The sequence below is a fragment of the Candidatus Pelagibacter sp. Uisw_090 genome, assembly GCF_047717845.1.
Taxonomy (GTDB): Bacteria; Pseudomonadota; Alphaproteobacteria; order Pelagibacterales; family Pelagibacteraceae; genus Pelagibacter.
This window is the reverse complement of sequence record NZ_CP159810.1, coordinates 577,310-602,105: the sequence shown is the minus strand read 5'-3', so window position 1 is coordinate 602,105 and position 24,796 is coordinate 577,310. Positions and strand designations below refer to the sequence as shown.

At 30.2% G+C, this 24,796-nt stretch carries 28 protein-coding genes and 1 tRNA gene; 9 read left to right on the top strand and 20 right to left on the bottom strand.

The window, feature by feature from the left end:
- Position 1 precedes the first annotated feature (1 nt).
- Genes ribD through ABXT58_RS03260 form a run of 5 tightly spaced genes read right to left on the bottom strand, consistent with a single transcriptional unit; the run spans position 2 to position 3,922 of the window.
- Entirely contained in the window at positions 2-1,102 is a 1,101-nt protein-coding gene (ribD, locus tag ABXT58_RS03280; RefSeq protein WP_415304727.1) for a bifunctional diaminohydroxyphosphoribosylaminopyrimidine deaminase/5-amino-6-(5-phosphoribosylamino)uracil reductase RibD, read from the bottom strand.
- Entirely contained in the window at positions 1,083-1,541 is a 459-nt protein-coding gene (gene nrdR / locus ABXT58_RS03275) for a transcriptional regulator NrdR (RefSeq protein ID WP_415277649.1), read from the bottom strand. Before nrdR ends, ribD begins: the two co-directional genes overlap by 20 nt.
- Positions 1,541-2,851 carry a serine hydroxymethyltransferase gene (glyA, locus tag ABXT58_RS03270; protein WP_415304726.1) on the bottom strand — a complete coding sequence of 437 codons (1,311 nt, stop codon included), beginning with the start codon at positions 2,849-2,851 and terminating at the stop codon, positions 1,541-1,543. Before glyA ends, nrdR begins: the two co-directional genes overlap by 1 nt.
- A 2-nt stretch (positions 2,852-2,853) precedes the next feature.
- Complete coding sequence (gene rpiB / locus ABXT58_RS03265) at positions 2,854-3,279, bottom strand: ribose 5-phosphate isomerase B (protein WP_415304724.1); 426 nt, start codon at positions 3,277-3,279, stop codon at positions 2,854-2,856.
- Between the two features lies 1 nt (position 3,280).
- Positions 3,281-3,922, bottom strand: a complete 642-nt coding sequence (locus tag ABXT58_RS03260; RefSeq protein WP_415304722.1) for an aspartyl/asparaginyl beta-hydroxylase domain-containing protein — start codon at positions 3,920-3,922, stop codon at positions 3,281-3,283.
- A gap of 73 nt (positions 3,923-3,995) precedes the next feature.
- Here ABXT58_RS03260 and hemB point away from each other — a divergent pair, with 73 nt between their 5' ends.
- A complete protein-coding gene (gene hemB / locus ABXT58_RS03255) occupies positions 3,996-4,985 on the top strand; it encodes a porphobilinogen synthase (protein WP_415304720.1) in 990 nt (329 codons plus the stop codon).
- Here the strand turns inward: hemB and recO are convergent, their stop codons facing one another.
- The 10 genes from recO to dapA are packed head-to-tail and all read right to left on the bottom strand — an operon-like array spanning position 4,986 to position 12,326.
- The gene (gene recO / locus ABXT58_RS03250) at positions 4,986-5,666 is read right to left on the bottom strand and encodes a DNA repair protein RecO (RefSeq protein WP_415304718.1); all 681 of its coding nucleotides are present in this window, start codon (positions 5,664-5,666) and stop codon (positions 4,986-4,988) included. It lies immediately after the preceding gene.
- Complete coding sequence (gene rnc, locus ABXT58_RS03245) at positions 5,663-6,331, bottom strand: ribonuclease III (RefSeq protein ID WP_415304717.1); 669 nt, start codon at positions 6,329-6,331, stop codon at positions 5,663-5,665. Before rnc ends, recO begins: the two co-directional genes overlap by 4 nt.
- Positions 6,331-7,065 (bottom strand): signal peptidase I, encoded by a 735-nt coding sequence (lepB, locus tag ABXT58_RS03240; protein ID WP_415304715.1) that lies wholly within the window; start codon positions 7,063-7,065, stop codon positions 6,331-6,333. The genes rnc and lepB overlap by 1 nt, the downstream gene beginning before the upstream one ends.
- Positions 7,062-7,448, bottom strand: coding sequence for a holo-ACP synthase (gene acpS / locus ABXT58_RS03235; protein WP_415304713.1), 387 nt, complete (start codon positions 7,446-7,448; stop codon positions 7,062-7,064). The genes lepB and acpS overlap by 4 nt, the downstream gene beginning before the upstream one ends.
- Positions 7,449-7,450: 2 nt before the next feature.
- Positions 7,451-8,170, bottom strand: a complete 720-nt coding sequence (locus ABXT58_RS03230; protein ID WP_415304711.1) for a pyridoxine 5'-phosphate synthase — start codon at positions 8,168-8,170, stop codon at positions 7,451-7,453.
- The gene (pyrE, locus tag ABXT58_RS03225) at positions 8,167-8,754 is read right to left on the bottom strand and encodes an orotate phosphoribosyltransferase (protein WP_415304709.1); all 588 of its coding nucleotides are present in this window, start codon (positions 8,752-8,754) and stop codon (positions 8,167-8,169) included. Before pyrE ends, ABXT58_RS03230 begins: the two co-directional genes overlap by 4 nt.
- Positions 8,711-10,468 carry a bifunctional (p)ppGpp synthetase/guanosine-3',5'-bis(diphosphate) 3'-pyrophosphohydrolase gene (locus tag ABXT58_RS03220; RefSeq protein ID WP_415304707.1) on the bottom strand — a complete coding sequence of 586 codons (1,758 nt, stop codon included), beginning with the start codon at positions 10,466-10,468 and terminating at the stop codon, positions 8,711-8,713. Before ABXT58_RS03220 ends, pyrE begins: the two co-directional genes overlap by 44 nt.
- A 19-nt stretch (positions 10,469-10,487) precedes the next feature.
- Positions 10,488-11,009 carry a 2-amino-4-hydroxy-6-hydroxymethyldihydropteridine diphosphokinase gene (folK, locus tag ABXT58_RS03215; RefSeq protein WP_415304706.1) on the bottom strand — a complete coding sequence of 174 codons (522 nt, stop codon included), beginning with the start codon at positions 11,007-11,009 and terminating at the stop codon, positions 10,488-10,490.
- Entirely contained in the window at positions 10,975-11,445 is a 471-nt protein-coding gene (smpB, locus tag ABXT58_RS03210) for an SsrA-binding protein SmpB (RefSeq protein ID WP_415304704.1), read from the bottom strand. The genes folK and smpB overlap by 35 nt, the downstream gene beginning before the upstream one ends.
- Positions 11,445-12,326, bottom strand: coding sequence for a 4-hydroxy-tetrahydrodipicolinate synthase (gene dapA, locus ABXT58_RS03205; protein WP_415304702.1), 882 nt, complete (start codon positions 12,324-12,326; stop codon positions 11,445-11,447). The genes smpB and dapA overlap by 1 nt, the downstream gene beginning before the upstream one ends.
- Positions 12,327-12,367: 41 nt before the next feature.
- Here dapA and ABXT58_RS03200 point away from each other — a divergent pair, with 41 nt between their 5' ends.
- Complete coding sequence (locus tag ABXT58_RS03200) at positions 12,368-14,581, top strand: transglycosylase SLT domain-containing protein (RefSeq protein WP_415304700.1); 2,214 nt, start codon at positions 12,368-12,370, stop codon at positions 14,579-14,581.
- Here the strand turns inward: ABXT58_RS03200 and ABXT58_RS03195 are convergent.
- Positions 14,582-14,673, bottom strand: a tRNA-Ser gene (locus ABXT58_RS03195).
- Positions 14,674-14,741: 68 nt separating this feature from the next.
- Between ABXT58_RS03195 and ABXT58_RS03190 the strand changes: the two genes are divergently transcribed.
- From ABXT58_RS03190 to ABXT58_RS03160, 7 genes are read left to right on the top strand one after another with little or no spacing between them, the layout of a single operon-like run.
- On the top strand, positions 14,742-15,995 hold the full coding sequence (locus tag ABXT58_RS03190) for a sarcosine oxidase subunit beta family protein (RefSeq protein WP_415304699.1): 1,254 nt from the start codon (positions 14,742-14,744) through the stop codon (positions 15,993-15,995).
- Positions 15,995-16,270, top strand: a complete 276-nt coding sequence (locus ABXT58_RS03185; RefSeq protein WP_415304697.1) for a sarcosine oxidase subunit delta — start codon at positions 15,995-15,997, stop codon at positions 16,268-16,270. The genes ABXT58_RS03190 and ABXT58_RS03185 overlap by 1 nt, the downstream gene beginning before the upstream one ends.
- 4 nt (positions 16,271-16,274) lie before the next feature.
- Positions 16,275-19,283: a sarcosine oxidase subunit alpha family protein gene (locus tag ABXT58_RS03180; protein ID WP_415304695.1), complete on the top strand. Its 3,009-nt coding sequence runs from the start codon at positions 16,275-16,277 to the stop codon at positions 19,281-19,283.
- Complete coding sequence (locus tag ABXT58_RS03175) at positions 19,276-19,839, top strand: sarcosine oxidase subunit gamma (protein WP_415304693.1); 564 nt, start codon at positions 19,276-19,278, stop codon at positions 19,837-19,839. The genes ABXT58_RS03180 and ABXT58_RS03175 overlap by 8 nt, the downstream gene beginning before the upstream one ends.
- Positions 19,840-19,875: 36 nt before the next feature.
- A complete protein-coding gene (locus ABXT58_RS03170) occupies positions 19,876-20,643 on the top strand; it encodes an ABC transporter substrate-binding protein (RefSeq protein ID WP_415304691.1) in 768 nt (255 codons plus the stop codon).
- Positions 20,644-20,683: 40 nt separating this feature from the next.
- Positions 20,684-21,424, top strand: a complete 741-nt coding sequence (locus ABXT58_RS03165; protein ID WP_415304689.1) for an amino acid ABC transporter permease — start codon at positions 20,684-20,686, stop codon at positions 21,422-21,424.
- A complete protein-coding gene (locus ABXT58_RS03160; RefSeq protein WP_415304687.1) occupies positions 21,424-21,696 on the top strand; it encodes a GNAT family N-acetyltransferase in 273 nt (90 codons plus the stop codon). The genes ABXT58_RS03165 and ABXT58_RS03160 overlap by 1 nt, the downstream gene beginning before the upstream one ends.
- A gap of 122 nt (positions 21,697-21,818) precedes the next feature.
- Here the strand turns inward: ABXT58_RS03160 and ABXT58_RS03155 are convergent, their stop codons facing one another.
- The 4 genes from ABXT58_RS03155 to ABXT58_RS03140 all read right to left on the bottom strand — a co-directional run bounded on the left by ABXT58_RS03155 (position 21,819) and on the right by ABXT58_RS03140 (position 24,787).
- Positions 21,819-22,337 (bottom strand): hypothetical protein, encoded by a 519-nt coding sequence (locus ABXT58_RS03155; protein WP_415304685.1) that lies wholly within the window; start codon positions 22,335-22,337, stop codon positions 21,819-21,821.
- A complete protein-coding gene (locus ABXT58_RS03150; protein WP_415304681.1) occupies positions 22,328-22,810 on the bottom strand; it encodes a hypothetical protein in 483 nt (160 codons plus the stop codon). Before ABXT58_RS03150 ends, ABXT58_RS03155 begins: the two co-directional genes overlap by 10 nt.
- A 158-nt stretch (positions 22,811-22,968) precedes the next feature.
- Positions 22,969-23,454, bottom strand: a complete 486-nt coding sequence (locus ABXT58_RS03145) for a thermonuclease family protein (protein WP_415304680.1) — start codon at positions 23,452-23,454, stop codon at positions 22,969-22,971.
- Positions 23,417-24,787, bottom strand: coding sequence for an MATE family efflux transporter (locus ABXT58_RS03140; RefSeq protein WP_415304678.1), 1,371 nt, complete (start codon positions 24,785-24,787; stop codon positions 23,417-23,419). The genes ABXT58_RS03145 and ABXT58_RS03140 overlap by 38 nt, the downstream gene beginning before the upstream one ends.
- Positions 24,788-24,796 lie beyond the last annotated feature (9 nt).

Sequence of the window (24,796 nt, the reverse complement as noted above, 5' to 3'; positions counted from 1 at the left end):
ATTATTTGTAAAGTGTAATTAAGTCTTTGCCTAATTTTTTATTAATTTTCAATTTATTTTTATAATTTTTCTTTAATTCATTAAGAAAATTAAACTCTTTATAGTTAACCAACTTTGATAAGCTTTTTGCACATTTGTATAGATAAAACTCATTAAATAATCTTTTTTTAACAATGTGTTTAGAAAGATCATTTCCTCCTTCAACTAATAAATTTCTGCAGCCAAGGATATAGAGTTTTTTTAAAATTGACTTAATATCAAAGCTATTTTTAATTAATTTACCTTTGATTAAAGTTATACCTTTTTTTTTAAACATTAATTTTTCTTTAGTTTTGGCATTATGATAAAAAAATATAGTATTGTTTTTATTTGCTGTTTTAAAAATATACGAATTTTTTTTAGTTTCTAGATTTCTGTCTAAAATTATTCTTTTAGGAGAAAATTTATTTAAACCTTCTAGTCTACAGTTAAGTTTTGGATTATCTTTTTTTAGAGTTTTGGAAGAAATCATTAATGAGTCATTTTTATATCTAAGAAAATGTGTAAATTTATCGGTATGAATATCTGAAATTCTTTTTGTATCTTTGCTATATGTTAAATTATTTTTAGAAATTGCAATTTTACCAGTAACGTAAGGAAGGTTATTTTTTCTATTAAAGAAATAAGGTATATAAAATTTATTAACTTCATTTTTAAGTAAATTTTTTTTTACTAAAATATTTTTGGATTCAAGAATTTTTAAAGTTTTACCTTTAACTTTTTTATCAATATCTTCTACCGCATATACAACTTCTTTAATTTTATCTTTAATTATAATATTTGTGCACGGTGGGGTTTTTCCATAATGACTACAGGGTTCAAGGGTTACATACATTTTTGCATCTTCAAGGTTTTCATTTGAATTTTTAATTGCATTATATTCAGCATGAGGTGTACCACCAAAACCTGTTTGACCAATTGAAAGTATTTCATTATTTTTAACAATTACACATCCAACAGAAGGGTTAACACCAGTTAGTCCATGTCGTGCTTTAGCCAAATTTAAAGCAAGCTCCATAAAAGTTTTATCTTTTTTTGAAAATTTATCTTTTTTTGTAGACATCTAATTTGTCCACGAATTGCACAAAGTCTTTTTCTTCTCTAAAATTTCGATATACAGATGCAAATCTAACGTATGCGACTGGATCAAGATCTTTCAAACCTTCCATAACCATTGTACCAATTGTATTTGATGAAATTTCACTTTGGCCAAGTTCCTCTAATGCTCTTGAAGTCCTGCTAATAAACTTTTCTGCTGTTTCAGTATCAATCGGTCTTTTCTTTAATGCTATGTAAATTGATTTTGAAAGCTTATCTCTGTCAAAAGATGATTTTCTTCCATTTTTTTTAATAACCATTATTTCTCTAAATTGAACTCTTTCAAAAGTTGTGAATCTGGCTCCACATACACAAAGTCTTCTTCTTCTTATGGCGGTACCATCTTCTGTAGGCCTAGAGTCTACGACTGATGTTTCACCTTTTTTACAAATCGAACAAATCATTATTTTAAATTTTTATATATTGGAAAATGAGAAGTAAGCTCTATAACTTCATTTCTAACTTCTTCTTCAATTTTACTGTTATCTTCAGGATTGTCAGATAAACCTTTTACAACTTTAGTTATCAATTCACCTACTTTTTCGAATTCTTTTAATCCAAAGCCCCTAGTTGTAGCTGCTTGAGTTCCCAATCTTATACCAGAAGTAATCATCGGCTTTTCTGAATCGAAAGGTATTCCATTTTTATTACAGGTAATATTAGCATTAGAAAGGCTTTCGGCTGCTAAATTACCTTTAACATTAAAAGGTCTTAGATCAACTAACATTAAGTGTGTATCCGTTCCACCAGAATAAATCTTAAAGCCATTATTCTTAAGTGTCTCTGATAAAATTTTAGCATTAGCTAAAACAGATTTAATATAATCTTTAAAATCTGGTCTTAATGCCTCTAAAAAACCAGCAGCCTTTGCTGCAATGACGTGCATCAATGGTCCACCTTGATAACCAGGAAATACTGCTGTGTTAAATTTTTTTGCTAAGTCTTCATGATTAGTTAAAATAATTCCACCTCTAGCACTTCTAAAAACTTTATGAGTTGTTGAAGTTACTACGTGTGCATGCTCGCATGGATTTGGGTAACCTTTACCAGCAACTAAACCTGAAAAGTGTGCCATATCTACCATTAAATATGCACCTACTTTGTCAGCAATATCTCTAAATCTTTTAAAATCAATTACTCTAGAGTAAGCACTTCCACCACAAATTATAAGTTTTGGTTTATGTTCTAATGCAAGTTTTTCAACATTATCATAATCGATAAGTTCCGAATCTTTATCAACATCATACCCTATTGGATTGAACCATTTACCTGACATTGAAATTTTTAATCCATGCGTAATATGACCACCAGAATTTAAGCTCATCCCCATAAAAGTATCACCAGGATTTAATAGTGCTAAAAATACAGCTCCATTCGCTTGAGCTCCAGAATGTGGTTGAGCGTTTGCAAATTTACAATCAAATAATTTTTTTAATCTCTCAATGGCTAAGTTTTCAGCAACATCAACGTGTTCACATCCATTGTAGTATCTTTTTCCAGGATATCCTTCTGCATATTTATTTGTTAAAACAGAACCTTGCGCCTCTAGAACGGCTTGTGAAACAATATTCTCAGAAGCAATTAATTCTATATGCTGTTGTTGTCTTTTTAATTCATTACTTATTGCTTTATGTAATTCTGGATCAGTTACAGATAAGCTATCTTCAAAAAAGCTTTTATAGTTTTCGTTTAAATAGTTTTTTTCACTAGACATAATTAAATTTTCTTAATTCTTTTTGCGTGTCTTCCACCTTCAAACTTTGTATTTAAAAAAACACTAACACAATTTAAAGCATTTTTTTTAGTAAGCAGTCTAGATCCCAATGTAATGATATTTGCATCATTATGCAATCTTGATAATTTAGTAGATTTTAAATTAAAACATTGAGCTGCACGTACATTTTTATGTCTATTTGCAGTAATATTCATTCCCATCCCAGATCCACAAACTAATATACCAGTATGATTGTTATTGGTTTTAACTTTTCTTGCAACTTTATGAGCATAATCAGGATAATCAACTCTATCTCTATTGTATGGGCCTAGGTCTGTATAATTAATTTTTTTTTTATCTAAATGAAGTTTAATTAATTCCTTTAACTTATAACCAGCGTGATCTGATGATAAAAATATTTTTTTCAATCTAATTAAACTTATAATCTAAAACACATGCTACTAGATGAACTCTATTTTCTTCTCCACCATTAAAAGCATTATGATATTTTGTATTGTTAGTAACCCACACTGATCCATCTGCAGGCATATGTTTTGCAACATTGTCTATAACCATTAGGCAGCCTGGATTTGAAATTAGAGGTATATGCAATCTTGGTTCTGGATCTCTATGCCAACTTAATGTTGATCTTGGCTCCTTTAATAAAATCCTAACTCTACCTAATTTATATTTTGAAGAAAGCACATCAAACACTACTTTAAAATAGGTGTTTTCATAGTCGGGTATAAATTCTGAATAAGCAGCTTCATCAATTGAAACATCTCTTGAAACTTCTTTTCCTGACTTATCTGGTTTTGTCCAATAAACACCTCTAGCTTTGCTTCCTTTAACAGAGTCTGGATCACCAGGAATTTGTGTTAGAGAAATAGCTCCAAAGTGGGCAATTCCTCCACCATCATCAAATTTTTTAGTTTGAATAATTTGATTGTAGGCTTCTTGTAATTTATCAATATCAAACTTGATATTTTGTTTTTGAAAGTCACTAAAATCTAAAATTTTCTCTTCTTTTTTTAGATCTAAGTTTACAATATTTTTATTTTCAATACTCATGCTGATTGTTTTTTACTTAATTTAATATATATTTGTATAATACATTTGTCGCATTTTAAAAATAGATTTAAACATGATTACAGGAAATTATCCAAATTTAAGGCTTAGACGCAGTCGTAAAAACGATTGGTCTAGAAGGTTAATTCAAGAAAATAGCCTTTCGTCTAGCGATTTTATATTACCTATATTCTTAATTGATGGAAAAAATATAAAACAATCCATTAAAACAATGCCTGATGTTTATAGGTACACAATAGATAAACTTGGAATTATTATTGATAAAGCAATCAAGAATAAAATACCTATGGTCGCATTGTTCCCCCATACAAATAAAACAAAAAAAAATGAGATTGGAACTGAGGCATTAAATGAGGATAATCTTGTTTGTAAAGCCATTCGATATATTAAAAAAAGATATAAAAACAAAATTGGTATTATGTGCGATGTAGCTTTAGATCCTTATACTTCTCATGGTCATGATGGTTTAATAAAATCAGGTTACGTATTAAATGACGAAACTATTGAAGTCTTAATAAACCAATCATTGTTACAAGCAGAAATTGGTTGTGATGTTTTAGCTCCATCAGACATGATGGATGGAAGAATTGGTAAGATAAGAAAAGCTTTAGATAAAGAAGGTCACGAAATGGTTCAGATACTTTCTTATGCGGTAAAATATGCATCAAGTTTTTATGCTCCATTCAGAGATGCAGTTGGTTCAAAAGGTTTACTAAAAGGTGATAAGAAAAATTACCAAATGGACTTTAGAAACAGTGATGAAGCAATAAGAGAGGTAGCTCTAGATATTAAAGAAGGAGCTGATATGGTTATGGTTAAACCTGGCATGCCTTATCTAGACATAATTAAAGTAGTTAAAGATAATTTTAAAATTCCTGTTCTAGCCTATCAAGTCTCAGGTGAATACAGTCTATTAAGTAATAGTATAAAAAAAGGGCTTATAGATAAAAACTCAGTATTAGAAAGTTTGATTTCATTTAAAAGAGCTGGGGCAAACGCTATAGTAAGCTATTACGCTGATAGAATTAACGATTTAATTAAATAATTATTTTAAAAGATTAATAAAATGAGTTCTAGAAGTTGGAAGGTTTAAATTATTTGGTTTTAGAATACTTTTTTCAAGGTAATCACTAACAAGTTTTAAACCTTTGAGTAAATTTTTTAAATTAACATCCAGATTACTTTCATCTATTAGAAAATTTGGAATACTTTTTTTCTCTGTTGAGGATTTAACAAAATAATTGATTTCACTATTAACAATTTCTTTTTCAACCATATTTTTTAATTCTAAATCATATCCTAATAATTTTAAAAGTTCTAACTCCCAGAAAATATATTTTTGTATCCAATTATCATAAGTTAATATTTCAAAAAATTTATCAATTAATTTAAAAATTTCTTTATTAGACTGAGCTTCAGCAGTAAGAAGCTTTATAAGATGCATTGCCGAGGTAATACATGATAGTTTTTGATTTTCGTCAAAATAGAGTGGAGTTAAAGCTTTTAGAATTTCTATTTTAAAATAACCAATTCTAGTAACACTTTTAGAATTATAGTTTACATAAATTTTATTACCAATTTGTAAATAGTTTTTGATTTTCTTTGATGTACCACCAAAAATTATCCCTGAAATTTTTCCATGATTTTCCGTAAAAACCTCAGCAATTATTGAATTTTCACTGTATCTATTTTTGGAAACTAAATAAGCACTATCATCCCAATTCATTTTTTAAAAACATCCTCAATGCATAAAGAAGCGGCATTTTGTTCTGCGTCTTTTTTAGAAGATCCCTGTGCTGTGAAAAATTTAGTATTTTTTAATTTAACAGCAACTTTAAAGAGTGGTTTATGTCGAGGCCCAGTATTAGATATTAGCTTATAAATAGGCAAGACTTTAAAAATCTTGAGCGAATATTCTTGAAGTTTTGTCTTTGCATCAATTTGGGTTAGAACACTCGCTGTAATATGCTCACTCCATAAATTGAGAATAAATTTTTCAGTCAAATTTAAACCTTTGTCAAGATAGATCGCTCCAATTAAAGCCTCTAAACAGTCTGCTACTATTTTATCTTCAATTTTAATTTTTTTATTTTTAGGGTTTAAAACTAAAATATATTTCTCTAATTCAATTTTTTTAGCAATTTCTAGACATTTTTTTTTATTTACTAATGAAGCAAATTTTTTATCCAATATCCCTTCTCTTTCTTCGGGATAAAGTTCTAATAATTTTTTTGCAATAATAAGACCTAAAACTCTGTCTCCTAAAAATTCAATTTTTTCATTATTGTTTATTGAATCAAAGCTTTTGTGCGTTAAGCTTTTGATGAGAATTTTTTGATCTGAAAACTTTAATTTTAATTTCTTTTCTAATGTTGTGGGATTAATATTCATTAAATAATTTTCTTAAAAAACCTATCAAATCTAATTGTCTTATGCCATTTCCAAAAAGAAAAAATACTTCCGATTCTAAAATCAGATGAAAAAAAAATAAATTGCGCTTTGCCGACTAAATTGTCTTCATGAACATAACCGACACTAGTCAGGTATCTACTATCTTTAGAGCAGTCTCTGTTATCACCTAAAAAAAAGTAGTGTTTAGAAGGAACTATAAAATTATCAGAATTTTGAAAACTATAACTTTTTAAATATACACTATTATATATTTTACCATTTTGAAGTATTTCCTCAAATGTATTAACATCTATAGTTTGTTTTCCACAATAAATTTTATCATTTTGGGAAATTCTAGATTTGAATATTTGATTATTGTTTACAAATAGATCACCGTTAATAAATTGAATATTATCACCTGGTAGACCAATTAATCTTTTAATATAATCTGTCCTATTATCAGCTGGTGTTTTAAAAACAATGACATCACCAACCTTAGGTTTCTTAGAAAATAGTCTTCCATTTATTATTGGTGGGCTAAAAGGGAAAGAATGCTTGCTGTAACCATAAGAATACTTCGTGACAAACAATCTATCACCAATTAAAAGTGTTGGTTCCATTGATGACGAGGGAATATAGAAAGGTTGAATAAAAAGGGATCTGATAACAATAGCTATTACTAAAGCATAGAAAATTGTTTTAACATTATCAATTATAATATTTTTGGTTATCATTTTTTTTGTAAAATTACGTATGCTATAGAATATTTTTTTTCATCTGAAATTGACAGAAAGAAATCAAAGGATGATATCTTAAATAGCTTTTTAATAATTTTTTTAATTTTATTAGTGACTACAAATGAGGGTTTTCCTAATTTATCATTAATTATAGTGATATCTTTAAAATTCAAATTACCCCTAAAACCTGTTCCAATTGCTTTAGAAAAAGCTTCTTTTGCAGCAAATCTTTTAGAATAATAAGATTTTTTATTTGTTATGTTTTTGGCTGACAATATTTCTGAGCTAGAAAAAACTCTTTTAATAAAACTAACATTTTTTAAAGATTTATGTATTCTAATATTTTCTACTATATCGACACCGATACCAAGAATTTTCATATCTATTTATTGGTTATTTTTTTAAATGCCCTAATAGTGTTTTTTAAACCATGAGTTAGTGACTCACCGATTATAAAATGACCAATATTAAATTCTGTAATTTCTTTAATTTTACTTAGTATAGCAGTAGTTTTATAGTCAAGACCATGACCAGCATGAACCTCAATTCCAAGTTTAACACCAAGTTTTGAACATTTCTTAATTTTTAAATATTCATTTTTATAATTTTTATTTTCTTTTACTAAATTAGAAATTTTCCCAGTATGTAATTCAACACAAGAAGAGTTTAATTCTTTTGCAATTTTTATATCTTTTAACGTTGGGTCAACAAATAAACTTGTTCTAATATTTTTCTTATTAAATAATGATATTATTTCTTTTATTTTTTTTTTATTTTTAATTAAATTTAATCCACCTTCTGTTGTTACTTCCTTTCTTTTTTCTGGAACTATGCAAATAAAATTGGGTTTATTCTTTAATGCTATAATTATTATTTTTTTGTTTAGTGAAATTTCTAAATTAGTGATTATTTTTTTATTTTTACAAATTTTAATAACGTCAATATCTTTTATATGTCTTCTGTCTTCTCTCAAATGTATAGTTACTGAATGAGCTCCACATTTAGTTACATGCTTAGCAATGGTTAAAGGATCTGGGTGGAGCGATCCTCTTGCATTTCTTATTGTAGCAACATGATCAATATTGATACCAAGTCTTTTCATTTAATAAATCTACTTCCTGGAACTGTAATAGGTATATTTTTAAGTGCCTCTGGAAGGTTATTTTTCTTAAATGTCGGAACGTCTATTTTCATGTGTGAAATAATATTCTTTTTTATCTTTAAAGATTTTTTGGTTGATCTATCGATAATCGAGGCAAAGCCGATGAGTTTTGCACCTGGTTTTGTAATCAACTTAACACATTCTAAGCTTGATTTGCCTGTTGTTATAACATCTTCAATTATTAAAACTTTTGATCCTTTTTTTATATTAAACCCACGTCTTAAGGCAAATTTACCATTAATTCTTTCACAGAATATTGTCTCTTTTTTTAGTAGTTTACCAATTTCATAACCAATAATAACACCCCCCATTGCAGGGGCTAAAATCAAATCTATAGATTTAAATTTTTTTTTAATTTTTTTTGCTAATGAATTACAAATATCCTTAGCTAAATGTGGAAAGCTTAAAAGCTTAGCACACTGAATATATTTAGGTGAATGCAAACCTGATGAAAGAATAAAATGACCTTCTAAGAGTGCGTTAGTTTTTTTTAAAATATTTAAAGATTTTTCGTGTGAAAGCATTACGTTCCTTTAACCAGTTATCCTCATGTCTAATGATTTTAAATTTTATTTCCTTTTGTTTTAACTCACTGATAAAATTTGTAAAGTTTTTCAAGTCTCTTATAATTAGATTGAATTTAAAATTAATATATTCTTTAGACTTTTCTTTCATTTCAACACTCGAAATGTTTAAACTATGGCTACCAAGTAAAGTTGTTATCTCTCCTAGCTTTCCTGGTTTATCAGGCAAAGAAATCCATAGCGTAGTATTGTATTTTTTAATTCTTTGAGCTTTCTCTTCACCTTTTTTGTACCAATATTTTCTAATTGCTGATCTTGCTTTTCCAGTTTTTGTAATGGGTATCCAATGCAAAGAGGGTGATTTATTTTTAGAAGTAATAATATCTACAACATCTCCATTATAAAGAATATTTTGCAATTCACTGTCATTACCATTAATCTTACAGGCTATAGTGCTATTACCGATTTTGGTATGTACAGCATATGCAAAATCAATGGGTGTTGCGTCCTTTGGTAATTTAATTACAGATCCTTTTGGGGTGAAACAAAAGACATTTTCCTGAAACATTTGTAGCTTGGTATACTCATAAGAGTGTTCTGGGTTTTCATTCTTATCGATAATCTCAACTAAATCGGCAAGCCAATCATATTCTTTCCACGTTAGTGAATTAAATTTTTCAGAAGATTTATATTTCCAATGTGAAGCTATGCCTCTTTCTGCATACTCGTGCATTTGCAATGTTCTGAGCTGTATTTCAATTGGCCTTCTATTGGGTCCAATAATTGAAGTATGTAACGATTGATACTTGTTAATTTTAGGAGATGAAATGTAATCTTTAAATTTTCCAGGTATACAATTCCACTCTTTGTGAAATATACCAAGAGCTTTATAGCAGTCTTCAATGTTATCAAGTATTATTCTAAATCCAATGATGTCTGAAATTTGCTCTAGTGATATTCTTTTTTTTTGAACTTTTCTCCAAATAGAAAAAGGAGTTTTTTCTCTACCAATAATTTCAGCATTTATTCTATGTTCACTTAATAATCCACTGAATTGCAATGAGATTGAGTTAAAGCTATTTACTTTATCATCTTTAATTTCATCTAATCTTTTTTTTATAAGTTCTCTCGCATTATTATTCAAAACTTTAAAAGATAAATCTTCTAATTCATCTCTAATTCTATGCATCCCCATCCTATCTGCTAATGGTGCATAAATTTCCATAGTTTCTTTTGCAATACGTTCTTTTTTTTCAACTTTAGAAATTGCATCGATTGTTCTCATGTTGTGCAGTCGGTCAGCAATTTTAACAAGCAGTACTCTAATATCTTTTGAGGTTGCTAAAATTAATTTTCGAAAATTTTCTGCTTTGGATGTTGATGTAACTTGATTTTCAAAAACTGATATTTTTGTTACACCATCAACTAGATCAGCAACTTCTTGTCCAAACTCATTCTTTATAGTTTTATAAGTAGCGTATGTGTCTTCAATAGTATCGTGTAGCAATCCTGTTGCTATGGTTGCACTGTCTAATTTTAGTTCTATTAATATATTTGCTACAGCTATAGGGTGAATTGAATATGGGTCGCCAGAATCACGTTTTTGATTTTCGTGTGCTTTAACTGCAAAATTATAAGCTTTATTTAATTTTTCCGGATTTAAAAATCTATTATATAATTTAACTTTGTTTATTAATTCTTCAGAATTAAGCATGCTCGATTATAACATTAATTTATATTTGTTTAATAGATCTTAAGTCCCTAACTGGTAAAGAGTTGATCAAATTAACTATATTAGTCTTGGATTTTGGATGTTTCCATGATTTATCCACTTCAAATAAGGGCAGTAAAACAAAATTTCTTTTACTCATTCGAGGATGTGGCAAAATTAATTGGCTATTTTTTTCATTTAGTACCTTTTTATCATAATCAATAATATCGATATCACATGTTCTTGGTGAATTTTTTTGAACCCTAACTCTTCCCAATTTTAATTCTATTAGATTGCAAATTTTTAATAATTCAAGCGGTGCTAAACTTGTTTTTATTTTTATAATAGTATTAATATAATTAGGCATAGAGGGGTCTGGCCAGGATTCAGATATGTAGTTAGATGAAGATTTTAATATTTTTATTTTATATTTTTCTAATTCAACTTTGGCTATTTCAATATTGTTAATTTTGTTTCCTAAATTTGAACCTAGGGCTAAATAAGCCAGATTAGCTAGATTTTCTGATATGTCTTGCTTTTTCACGATTCCAATCTCTATTTTTTTTAGTGGCTCTTTTATCAAATTGTTTTTTACCTTTGGCTACCGCTATTTCAATTTTAGCCTTGCCTTTTTTAAAATACATCTTTGTTGGAACGAGTGTTAAACCGTCCCTCTGCATTTTCCCAATTAATTTATTAATTTCTTTTCTATTTAATAAAAGTTTTCTTTCATCCATAGGATTATGATTAGAATAACTAGCCTGCTTGAAAGCTGCTATATGTGAATTAATCAAAACTATTTCACCCTCTTTTTCTACAGCATATGAATCTGCTATGTTAACCTTACCTTCTCTTATTGATTTAATTTCAGATCCTTTGAGTACAACTCCTGCCTCTATTAATTCTTCAAAAAAATAGTTAAAACTTGCTTTTCTATTTAAGCAAATAATTTTTAAACCAGGATTGGTTTTCTTGTTCATTAGAGTAGGTTTGCTGATACTAGAGCTTTTTTAACAGCTTCCTTGGTTGGTTCTGTAAGTTTAACTAAAGGCAGCCTAACATCGTCTTCACATAAACCTAAAAGTTTTGCCGCATATTTAACGGGACTTGGATTGCTCTCTATAAACATAGAATTATGAATTGGCTGGAGTATCTTATCTAATCTCTCCGCTTCTAAGTTTCCTTTTTCAGAATTTACTTTAAAAGATTTTTGAAAATCAGAACAAAGTTTTGGCGCTATATTTGCTGTAACACTAATGGAGCCCACCCCACCTCTTTTATTAAAATCTAATGCATTATCATCATTACCAGTAAGTTGAATAAAATCATCTCCCATTTTATTTTTTTGTTGGTCAACTCTATTAAGATCACCAGTGGCATCTTTGACACCGACGATATTTTTTAGCTCAAATAATCTGGCCATTGTATCAACTGACATATCAATTACAGATCGTCCTGGAATATTATAAATTATAATAGGTATGCCGATCCTGTCATTAATAGCTTTATAGTGTTGATATAAACCTTCTTGGGTTGGTTTGTTGTAATAAGGTGTCACTATTAAAGCTGCATCTGCGCCTACTTTTTCCGCATGTGTGGTTAAAGAAATGGCCTCTTTTGTTGAGTTAGAGCCAGTGCCAGCAATTACTATGCTTTTTCCCCTGCTTTCTTTGATGCACAATTCAATAACTTTTTGATGTTCACTGTGGCTTAATGTTGGAGATTCACCGGTGGTACCAGCAGGAACTAGTCCATTAGTTCCATTGTTAATTTGAAAATGAATAAGCTTAATATAAGCTTCTTCATCAAGCTTATCATTCTTAAACGGGGTTATTAAAGCAACGTTTGATCCTTTGAACATAAATACTTATAACATAGTTTAGAGATTCATTTAGTAAATTTATGCCTAGAAAGATATTTTTTTTTATAAAATCATTATTATTAAGTTCGGTAATAATAAGTAATTTATATGCGGCTGAAATATCAATAATCCCTTTAAAAAAACCTATTTTAGACAAAGAAACTCAGAGTAAAAAGATATCCCAAGGTATTCTTAAACCTGTATCTAAACCATCTAAAAAAGTTGAAAAAACTGAAGCTAGAATTGCTAAAAAAAATATAAAAAAAATTAACTTTCTGATTCCAAAAAGCAAACCGTTAATTGTTAAAAAATCAAAATCTATAGTTAAGGCACAATCAAAATATTATAGTCAAAAGGACTACAGTCTTGCAAAAAAATCTATTCGAGCAATGGAAAAAAGCCAGTGGTCCACAGCTTTATCATTATCCAAAAAAGCCAAAGATAAATCTATAAATAATTTCATTAAATGGCGTCATTTACTGACCACTGGTAATCAAGCTAGTTTTTATGACTATATGGCTTTTATAAAGAACAATGAAGATTATCCAAGAATTAGTAGAATTAAATATTTAGCTGAACATAAGCTTTCTACGGATAGAATTTCACCAAAAAAAATAATTGATTGGTTTGGATCAGACGAACCTTTAAGTGGTTTTGGTATGCTTATATTGGGTGAGAGTCATATTCAAACAGGTGAAATTAAAAAAGGTATTTCTTTAATTAAGGAAGGTTGGATAACTGCAGAATTAAGCAGATCGAATATGAAATACTTTAGAAGCAAATATAAGAAATACTTAAATTCAAGTGATTACATAAAAAGAGCCGATTACTTAGCCTGGGAAAATAAGCACTGGGACCTTAAGAGAATGCTTCGATATTTGCCTAAAGATTATCAATTACTTTATACGGCAAGACAAATATTAATGAGTAAATCCTATGGTGTAGACCAAGCAATTAAAAATGTACCTGAAAAACTAAAAAATGATGCTGGCTTAAATTATGATCGACTTAAATGGAGAAGAAAAAGAGGAAGAACTGACGCTTCATTAGAAATATTATTCAAGATTAAAAATGATAAAGATTATCTTGTTAGGCCTGATAAATGGTGGACTGAAAGAGCTATAATGGCAAGAGCTCTTATTTATAAAAACAAATATGAAACTGCCTATAAAATTGCAAGCAAACATTCATTAGATAAAGGTCCAAAATTTGCTGATGCTGAGTGGATTAGTGGTTGGATTGCACTAAGCTTTTTAGATGATCCTATTTTAGCAATAGATCATTTTAATAACTTTTATCAAAATGTAAGTTACCCCATTAGTTTATCACGTGGGGCTTATTGGCTTGGCAGATCTTATGAAAAAATTGGTGATAAAGAGCAATCTAAGCAATGGTACGGGGAGGCAACTAAATATTTGTCGACTTATTATGGACAATTAGCATTCTTAAAAACTAAACCCAACGAAACATTTGAGCTAGATGAACAAACTATTGTTTCTGATACTTATAAGAAATATTTTTATAAAAAAGAATTAGTAAAAATCGTCCATCTTTTAAATGAGTTAAATAAAGATAGGTATACTAAAAATATATTAAGACATTTGGCTAATGATAATATTGAAAATGGAAGTGAGATTCTAGCAGCTGAACTTGCAACAAATATATCAAGATATGATTTTGCAATACAAATCTCTAAGATCGCTTCTTATCAAAAAAGATTTCATAATAATTTTAATTATCCAATAATAAGCACTCCTAAGTATGTAAATGGCAGAAAAATACCAGAGACTGCTTTTATTCTTTCACTTATTAGACAAGAGAGTGAATTTGATATGAGGGCAAACAGTCACGTTGGTGCACAAGGTTTAATGCAATTAATGCCCTACACAGCTAAATTAGTTGCTAAACAGGCAAAGCTTCCTTATTCGAAATCAAGATTAACATCTGATCCTGAATATAATATTAACCTAGGATCTCATTATATAGCAGGTTTAATTTTACAATATGATGGTGCATATCCTTTTGCGACAGCAGCATATAATGCCGGTCCTAAGAGAGTTAAATACTGGAAAAAAATAAATAAAGACCCACAAAAGAAACAAATTGATTTTGTAGATTGGGTTGAATTGATTAAATTCAAAGAGACAAGAAACTATGTTCAGCGTGTTATGGAAAACTACAATGTCTATAGATACATATTGGAAAAAAAGCCTATTAAAATGAAGGACTTTTTTAAAGATCAGCCATTATTTTAATGGCGGAAGAGGAGGGATTCGAACCCTCGGTACAAGTTTCCCCGCACGGTCATTTAGCAAACGACTGGTTTCAGCCTCTCACCCACTCTTCCACTCGCATAAGGATATAACCGATTGTATTGAATTTTCAATATTTATAAAGTAATTCTTGATTTATATTATGAAAAATAAGTATTCAATATTCTCTTTAATCAAAAATGCTTTTTCCTATCATGAAAATTGGCAAAAAGTGTGGAAAGATCCCACTATAAAAAAAGAATACGATGCAGTAATTGTAGGTGGTGGTGGTCATGGTTTAGCGACAGCTTACTATTTAGCTAAAAAACATAATATGAAAAATATTGCTGTTGTTGAAAAAGGCTGGATTGGTGGTGGTAACACTGGAAGAAATACTACAATTATAAGATCTAATTATTTATGGGATGCAAGTGCTGGTCTTTATGATCATGCCTTAAAACTATGGGAAGGTTTATCTCAAGAGATAAACTACAATGTTATGTTTAGTCAAAGAGGTGTGATGAACCTTGCACACAATTTACAAGACATTAGAGATTTAAAAAGAAGAACACATGCTAATAGATTAAATGGCATTGACGCTATTTATTTAAGCACTGAAGAGGTTAAAAAATTTTGTCCTATTATAAATACGTCTCCTGAAATCCGTTATCCAGTATTAGGTGGAACTCTACAAAGAAGAGCTGGTACAGCAAGACATGATGCAGTTGCTTGGGGATATGCTCGTGGAGCAGATGAAATGGGTGTAGATATAATTCAAAATTGTGAAGTTAAAGGAATTAAAAGAAATGGTGATGAAGTTGAAGGAATAGAAACGACTAGAGGATTCATAAAAACTAAAAAAGTTGGTGTAGTTGCGGCTGGTCACTCAAGTGTGCTTGCGAACATGGCTGGTTTAAGACTTCCTTTAGAAAGCAAACCACTTCAAGCTTTAGTTTCAGAGCCAGTAAAACCGATCATTGATACAGTTGTAATGTCTAACGCTGTACATGCTTATGTCAGTCAATCTGATAAAGGTGAACTTGTAATAGGCGCTGGAACTGATGATTATGTTTCTTACTCACAAAAAGGAAGTCACGATATTGTGGAGGGAACCTTAAATGCAATTTTAGAACTTTATCCAATTTTTAGTAGAATGAGAATGCTTAGACAATGGGGTGGAATTGTAGATATTTGTCCCGATGCAAGTCCTATTATCAGCAAAACTACTATAAAAGGTTTATACTTCAACTGTGGTTGGGGAACGGGTGGATTTAAAGCTACACCAGGGTCAGGTGATTTATTTGCGCATACAATTGCAAATGACGAACCCCACAAACTTAACGCGGCTTTTAATTTGAATAGATTTATTAGTGGTAACCTTGTTGATGAACATGGTGCAGCGGCGGTAGCTCACTAATGTTTTTAATTACCTGTCCTTTTTGTGGTGAACGTGAACAAAGTGAATTTAAAGCTGGTGGTGAAGCACATATTGAAAGACCTAAACAACCCACAGAATTAAGTGATGATGAATGGGCAGAATACTTGTTTATGAGAAAAAACATTAAAGGTATTCAATATGAAAGATGGAACCATGCTCATGGTTGTAGAAAATGGTTTAACATAGTTAGGGATACTTCTAATGACAAAATTAAAGCTGTATATAAAATGGGTGAAAAACCTCCTATAAAATAATTTAATGTCAAAAAATTTAAGAGTTAAAACCAGTAAATATATTGACGAAACTTCTAGAGTTTCTTTTAAATTCAATGGAAAATCTTATTTTGGATACAAAGGTGATACTCTTGCTTCAGCTCTACTTGCTAATGATATTCATTTAGTAGGACGAAGTTTTAAATATCATAGACCACGTGGAATAATGACTTCAGGGTCTGAAGAGCCTAATGCAATCGTACAAGTTAATAACAACACAGCACTAACAGAACCAAATGTTAGAGCAACCGAACTTGAGATCTATCATGGGCTAGAAGCAACTAGCCAAAACTGTTGGCCTAGTGTTGACTTTGATATTGGAGGTATAAATAATTTCTTATCCCCTCTTCTACCTGCTGGTTTTTATTACAAAACTTTTATGTGGCCTGCTAACTTTTGGGAAAAGTATGAACATGTTATAAGACATTCTGCTGGCCTAGGAAAATCTCCAACAGAACCTGACCCTGACATATATGATCACAAATACATTCATTGTGATGTTTTGGTAATTGGGGCTGGTATTAGTGGAATTATGGCTGCAAAAACTGCGGCAAAAAATAATCTCAAAACATTATTGCTTGATGAAAAAAACGAAATTGGAGGATCTACAATTTTCCAAAACTCTGAACATGTAAAAATAAATGATCAAAATTCTTCTGCATGGTTAGAAAATGAAATTAATGAATTAAAAAATATTGAAAACCTAGAAATTAAAACAAGAACTAGTGTTGCCGCTTATCATGGCTATAATTATCTATTAGCCAGAGAAAACCTAACAGATCATCTTCCTAAAAATGAAAAACAAAAAAATGTAAGACAAAGATTGTTAAAGATTAGAGCTAAAAAAGTTATTGTTGCTACAGGCTCTTTAGAAAGACCTCTAGTATTTAACAATAACGATAGACCAGGCATTATGCTTTCATCTGCTGTTAAAAAATATGCTGATTATTATGGAGTTGTAACAGGTCAAAAAAATATATTTTTTACTAATAATGACACAGCTTATGAAAGTGCAATTTCATTACAAAAAAAAGGTATTAAGGTTGAAGCAATCATAGATATTAGAGAACAATCTAATACTGCATTTACTAAAGAGACTGAGGGTTTTGGAATTAAAGTTTATAGATCACACACAGTTGTAAATACAGAGGGTTATAAAAAAATTAATAAAATTACGATAATGGAATTATCTAGAGATGGACAATCTTTTGCAAGTCCAGAAAAGATAGAGCTTGATTGTGATTGCCTAGCAATTGCAGGTGGATGGACGCCAGCTGTTCATTTGTTTACTCAATCAGGAGGTAAATTAAAATTTAGAGAAAAAGATCAAGTATTTATTCCTGATATATACCCATCAGATCAAATTAGTATTGGCTCAAGTAATGGTGATTTTGAATTAGATAATATTATAAAAAATTCCGTAATATCTTTAAAAGAATTTCTAAATTTAAAAGAAACTGAATTTGACAATTTGGAAATAAATTGTCCAAAAGATAATGAGATTAGAACTATTTGGTTACTTCCATCCGATAAAGTTTTAGGAAAAACAAAACCTTTCGTTGACTATCAAAATGATGTAACAGCAAAAGATATTAAACTTGCTCTAAGAGAAGGTTTTAGATCAATTGAGCACGTAAAAAGATATACAACAACTGGTATGGGTACTGATCAAGGTAAGCTTGGTAACATGCATGCCCTTGGTATTATTGCGGAAACTGCTGATGTTAAGATGGGTGAGCTTGGAACTACAACGTTTAGACCCCCTTACACACCTTTAACATTTGGAACAATTGTTGGACGAAATGTTGGTGAATATTTTGATACATTTAGAAGAACACCAATGAATGACTGGCATATAGAAAATAAAGCTGAATTTGAAAATGTGGGTCAATGGAAAAGAGCTTGGTACTATCCAAACAATAATGAAACTATGCATGATGCGGTGCAAAGAGAAAGTAAAGCTGCAAGAAATAGCGCTGGTATATTAGATGCTTCAACACTTGGTAAAATTGATATTCAAGGAACTGATGCCTCAGAATTTTTAAATAGAGTTTATACAAATGCTTGGTCAAAACTAGCCATAGGAAAATGTCGTTATGGTTTAATGCTTAATGAAGACGGTATGGTTTATGATGATGGGGTCACAACTAGACTTGATGAAAGTCATTATATCATGACAACAACAACTGGTGGTGCTGCAAACGTATTAGGAAAATTAGAAGATTACCTTCAAACAGAATGGCCTGAACTAGATGTTTATTTGTCATCTGTTACTGATCATTATGCAACAGCTAGTATCTGCGGACCAAATAGTAAAAAAATTCTAAATAAATTAATACCTGATCTTGATCTTTCAGATGAAAACTTTCCGCACATGTCTTTCAAGAATGCAAAAATTGATAACATTAAATGTAGAATTATGCGTATTAGTTTTACAGGCGAACATAGTTATGAAATCAATATTCAGGCGAACTATGGTGGAGATTTATGGAAGAAATGCATGGAAGCAGGTGAAGAATTTAATATAACTCCTTACGGTACTGAAACAATGCACTTATTAAGAGCTGAAAAAGGATTTATTATTGTTGGCCAAGATACAGATGCAACTATGACACCTATAGATTTACAAATGGATTGGATTGTTAGTAAAAAGAAATATGACTTTATTGGTAAAAGATCTCTTTATAGATCTGACACCATGAAAGAAGATAGAAAACAATTAGTAGGACTTGTTACAGATAATCCAACTGAAGTTTTAGAAGAAGGAGCTCAGATAGTTGCTAATACAAACCAAACACCAGTTGAAATGTTAGGTCATGTAACATCAAGTTACTATAGTCCTAATTTGAATAAATCAATTGCACTTGCGGTAGTCAGAGGTGGAAAAAATATGCTAGGTCAAAAGTTATTTATTCCAATGGAAGATAAAAATATTAATGTAACTATTGTTGATCCTGTTTTTTTTGATAAAGAAAATGTGAGGTTAAATGCTTGATTACAAAACCTCTATTAAGGGAGACATAACTTATTCTGATTTAGTAATTAAAGAAATTAAACCTGTTATGAAATTAATCATAAGAGGTAAAACAAAAGATTTTATTACAGCTATTGGTAAAAATCTTAATATGGTCTTACCAACAGAGGCTAATACATCAACATCAGCAGAGAAATTAACTGCATTTTGGTTAAGTCCTGATGAATGGATGCTGATATCAAATGAAACTGTGAGTGAGGAGAGTAATACTTATCAAGTTGAAGATGAATTGATCAAAAATATATCTAAAGTGAAATTGGGTGCTGTAACTGATGTAAGTGACCAATTTGTAATGCTGAATATAAAAGGCAGTAAAGTTTTTGATTTATTTGCTACAGGGTCGCCTTTTAACTTTAATGATTTTAAAACAAAAAAAGGGTCAGTTATTCAAACAATTTTATCCCACATTGATGTAATTATTCATCTTACGGAAATAAATGAGGTAAATTTATTTGTTAGGCGCTCTTTTTCAAGACATTTACACTCTTGGATGAGTGATAGTGCGTCAAGGTTATAGGCTTATATTTTCTTAAATCTTTGTTATATGAAGAGTATGAAAAAAATACTCCTTGTGGTGCTATTAGCACTTTTACCCTTCTCTCTTAACGCAGAAACTAAACTTGATCAGATCATATCTTCTGGTGAGTTAAAAGTTGGAACAACAGGCGACTGGGATCCAATGACAATGAAGGATCCAGCTACTAATAAGTATGTTGGTTTTGATATTGATGTAATGAATGAATTAGCAAAAGATATGGGTGTAAAAATTACTTTTGTACCCACTGAATGGAAAACTATTGTTTCAGGAATTACTGCAGGAAGATATGATATTTCTACAAGTGTAACTAAAACTCCAAAAAGAGCAGAAGTTGCTGGATTTACAGATACTTACTACAAGTATGGAACTGTTCCACTTGTACTTAAAAAGAATTTAGAAAAATATTCAACGTGGAACTCTTTGAACAACAAAAGTATAACTATTGCTACAACACTTGGGACGTCTCAAGAGGAAAAAGCTAAAGAATTTTTTCCAAAATCTAAATTGCAATCAGTTGAATCTCCTGCAAGAGACTTTCAAGAAGTATTAGCTGGAAGAGCAGATGGAAACATCACAAGTTCAACAGAGGCCAATAAATTAGTTATAAAATACCCTCAATTAGCAATTGTTCCTGATGGAGAAAAAAATCCTGCCTTTTTAGCAATGATGGTTGGTAAGAATGATCAAATTTGGAATGATTATGTTAACGCTTGGATTAAGGATAAGAAATCGTCTGGTTTCTTTAATAAACTACTCGCTAAATATAATTTAAAAAGCTTATAAAAAATTAGATATTAATCTCTAATTCATTATAACTTTAAGAGTGAAAAATTTACTTTTTTTACTTTTAATTTTACCCCTTAACTCTTGTAGTGGTCAAGAGTTAGGGTGGTTTATTCTTTCACCTAATAATGTTGAGGGATTAACTAACCTAAAATTTTTACTAAGTGGTTTAACAACAACTATTTATATTTCAGTAATATCTATAATTATTTCTGCAATTTTAGGTTTTATTGTTGCAATACCCTCTTTAGCTAAAAATAAATTTTTAACATACATAAATATTGGATATGTAGAAATTGTAAGAGCTATACCTCTGCTTGTTTTAATTTTATGGATTTATTACGGCCTACCTATAATGACTGGATTAAGCTTCAGTCCATTTGTGTCTGGCATTATCGCACTAGCAATAAGTGAGAGTGCTTTTCAAGCAGAAATCTTTAGAGCAGGCATAAACTCAATTAAAAAATCGCAGTGGGAAGCAGGTTCGTCACTAGGTTTAACTTTCTATAAAAGATTAAGATTAGTAATCCTTCCACAAGCTATTAAAAATATCTTACCTGCATTAGGTAATCAGTTTGTGTATGTGCTAAAAATGTCTTCATTAGTATCAATTATAGGTATTGGTGACTTAACAAGAAAAGCTAATGAATTAGTTGTGTCAACTTATAGACCGTTAGAAATTTATACATTTTTAATTTTAGAGTATTTAATTTTAATATTAATTGTTTCATTCTTTGTGAGAAAATTTGAAAAAAAACTTGAACAAGATGGAAATAATTGATGAATAATTTAAATAATACAAATTATGATATAGATCTAAGTGATGGTGTTATTACATTTAAAAACATTAATACTACACTTGGTTTTGTTAGATATAATGAGACAGCTGAAGTAGAATATATTTTTGTTAATCCCATGTTTAGACGTCAAGGACTTGCTAAAAAACTGTTAAGTATTGTTGAGGAAAAAACTAAAATCAAACCTACACCTCAAGATCCAATCAGTCCTTTGGGAGAAAAGCTCTTTAAAATTAATAAACAAGGTATTAATTAGAATTCTGGGGCACCGGGTAACAGAACGCCCCTTACCACTCTCCTAGTTTGCTGAATTTATAATGCTGATTGGTGTTTAGATTATTTTTGGTCGCACATACGTCGCAATTTTTTATAATAAAACTATTGAGTTAAACCGTTAACTATTTCTTTTGCAGCTTTAGTAAGGCCTTTTCTCATAAGTCTATCTGCTATAGATCCTTGTTGACCAGCAAATCCATTCTGCCAATTTAGCCCTGCCATGATATCAAATGTACTAGTGTTTATAATTTGCACGCTAGCGCTTTGGGGCATTTGATCATAACCTCCTACCGCACTTACAACTATTACAGCATCAACACCTTCTTTAGAAAATGCTTTCAAACTTTTAGCTGCGGTAACTTCACCTTCATTTAGATTTAATCTTAGCATTAAGCTGTTTGTTTGACCTGGGCTCTGCACTTTATAACCTCTTCCCACTAGCTCATTTGCAACTGCCTGACCAAGAATACCGTTATTTGTACTTAGTGCAATATTACGGAAACTAGATTGAGAAATTTTATTACCAACTACGCTTACTTGAGAGGTTGCACATCCTACCAACAACAAACCCAGAACCACAATCCCTAAAATCTTTTTTATCTTAAAGTGCTCTATTCCCATGAATCAACAACCATCTTTGTTATGTTTGTGTAAATTTTACCAGCTAGTGGTTGGCAACCTTCAGAATAACCTCTTGATTCAATTGAGGCTATTGTTTCATTTGTTTGTAAATCAACCAGATCTCCATAGATATAATCGAAATTAAAGCCCCCTCCAAAACATCTGTGTGCAAATGAAGTGGGTGCTCGAGCTTCAATTCTTAAAAAGTATCGAGTAGTTGCCTCATTGTATTTTATCAATTTTTTTCCAGATACCTCAATTGCCTCATTGGTACTTGCTGCTCTTAAAACTTTAAAACCTGATTGTTTTAATCTTCTTTCAACTTCTCTCATCCAGGGGCCACCATTAGTTACGTTAACCGCAATAACTTTTGGATCTGATATTTTGTTATCAACTTCTAGCGTTTGCTTACCAACTGCAACACAGCCAGTTAATAATAATCCTAGGACTAAAATCTTAAGAATCTTTTTCATGAAGCATGATCCTAGCACAAAATTAAACTTCGCAACAGCGTCGCAATTACATTCAAACTTTTGATGGTTTCTGCATTAGGTTGCATCAACTTTGTTGTAAAATACGGATTATAAAAGCACGATCTGGGGCACCGGGTAACAGAACGTCCCTGTTAGCTTTAATTTTTCTTAGATTTTCTGTAATCCCAAGGATAATCAAACTCCATAGACCACATACCTATTTTATTGATTCTTGCATAATCTTCATCAGGTATAAACTTTTTTGAATACCTTCTGTATGCAAACGCATAACCACTTCTAACTAGATAGCTCGATAGGCTTTCATTATTAACAAAACATTCTGCTAGTGTTCTTTTGTATTGATCTTTTCCTTCACTAATACATTCAACATTATCTTTTCCAATTTTATCAATAAGAATTTGTTTTGCGGTAACTCCACAAGGATCTTTTACGCTATCTTTAAAACAAGTTTGTTTCAATTCAGGTGTATCTATTCCAGTAAATCTAATTTTTTCTCCATTAAGATGAATTGTATCTCCATCAACAATTTTGATTGTTTGAGATTTGACCTCATTAATAATTAAAATAAATATTAATACTGAGATACTAATAAGAAAAATGGCTTTTCTTTTGTTTAAAAACATTATTTAAAAAGTATCCAATAAAGATGATTACTGCAATACCCATAAACCAATTGGTTGCCATGATGGTATAAAAAATATCTGCATAATCACCACCTCTAATATTAATTACATACCATAATGATAAGAAAGGAAATGCTGTCAATCTTAGAACACTCAAGTAAAGACTATAAACCGGCTTTTTAAGAGCCTGAAAAACTGCTGTTGTAATAAAGAACACGGGATAAATAGGAGCTATTAATGCAGCAATTTTTAAATATATAGCACCATGGTATATGGCTTCTGCATTATCTGTAAATTGAGATACAAAAAACTCTGCACCAAAGAATAAAATGATACCCGCTAAAGCCATGAATGAAGATCCAAAAAATAATGCTTTAGTATAAAGTTCTCTAATACGGTTATAATTTTTAGCACCAAAATTTTGTCCACCAATAGAAAGTACTGCTGTATTTAATCCAATTACCGGAAGTAAAAAAACTTGCTCAACTCTTAAAGCTGCACCATAACCTGCTGTTGCAAGGTCACCAAATTGTCCAATAAAATATAAAATATTAAAAATACCTACACCAATAAACAACATACTAATCATTATTGGCATTGCTTGGGAGAACAATTCTTTAAGAAGAATAAATTTAGGAATAAAGCATTTAATAGATAGATACTTTCTTAATTTACATGAGTTAATTTTGTAAGCTAAATAAATTGTACCAATGGATTGGGCGATAACAGTTGCTATTGCAAGGCCACCTATACCATAAGCTGGAACAATTCCGTATCCCCAGATAAATAATGGATTTAAAAAAATATTTAAAAAGAAACTAAAGATAAGAACATTTCTATAGCTCTTAGTATCTCCCTGAGCATTCAAAGCTCCATTTAAAGAGATTTGGATCATAACTATAAATGTTCCATAAAAAATTATATCTAAATACTCTCTAGTTAAAGCAATACCAGCAGCATCAGATCCCATAACACCTAAGAGAAAATCAGAGGCATTTAATCCAAATAAAGTAACAACAATTGAAGTGATCAATGCAAAAATTACTGATTGAGCAATAAATAGTGATGCTTTATTAATTTTTTTAGCACCTAATAAATTACCAATACAAGAGTTCGTAGCAGCACCAATACCAACACCAACAGCGATGATGACAAAATATATTGGGAAAGATTTAGCTATTGCACTTATAGCTTCTGCAGAAATTCTACCAGCAAACCATGTATCAACTAAATTATAGAATGTTTGAAATAAAGAACCAACACTAGCTGGAATAGTTACTTTTTTAAGTAATGACCAAATTGGATCTTTGGTTAAATTTATGGCTTTAGACAAATGTTTTTC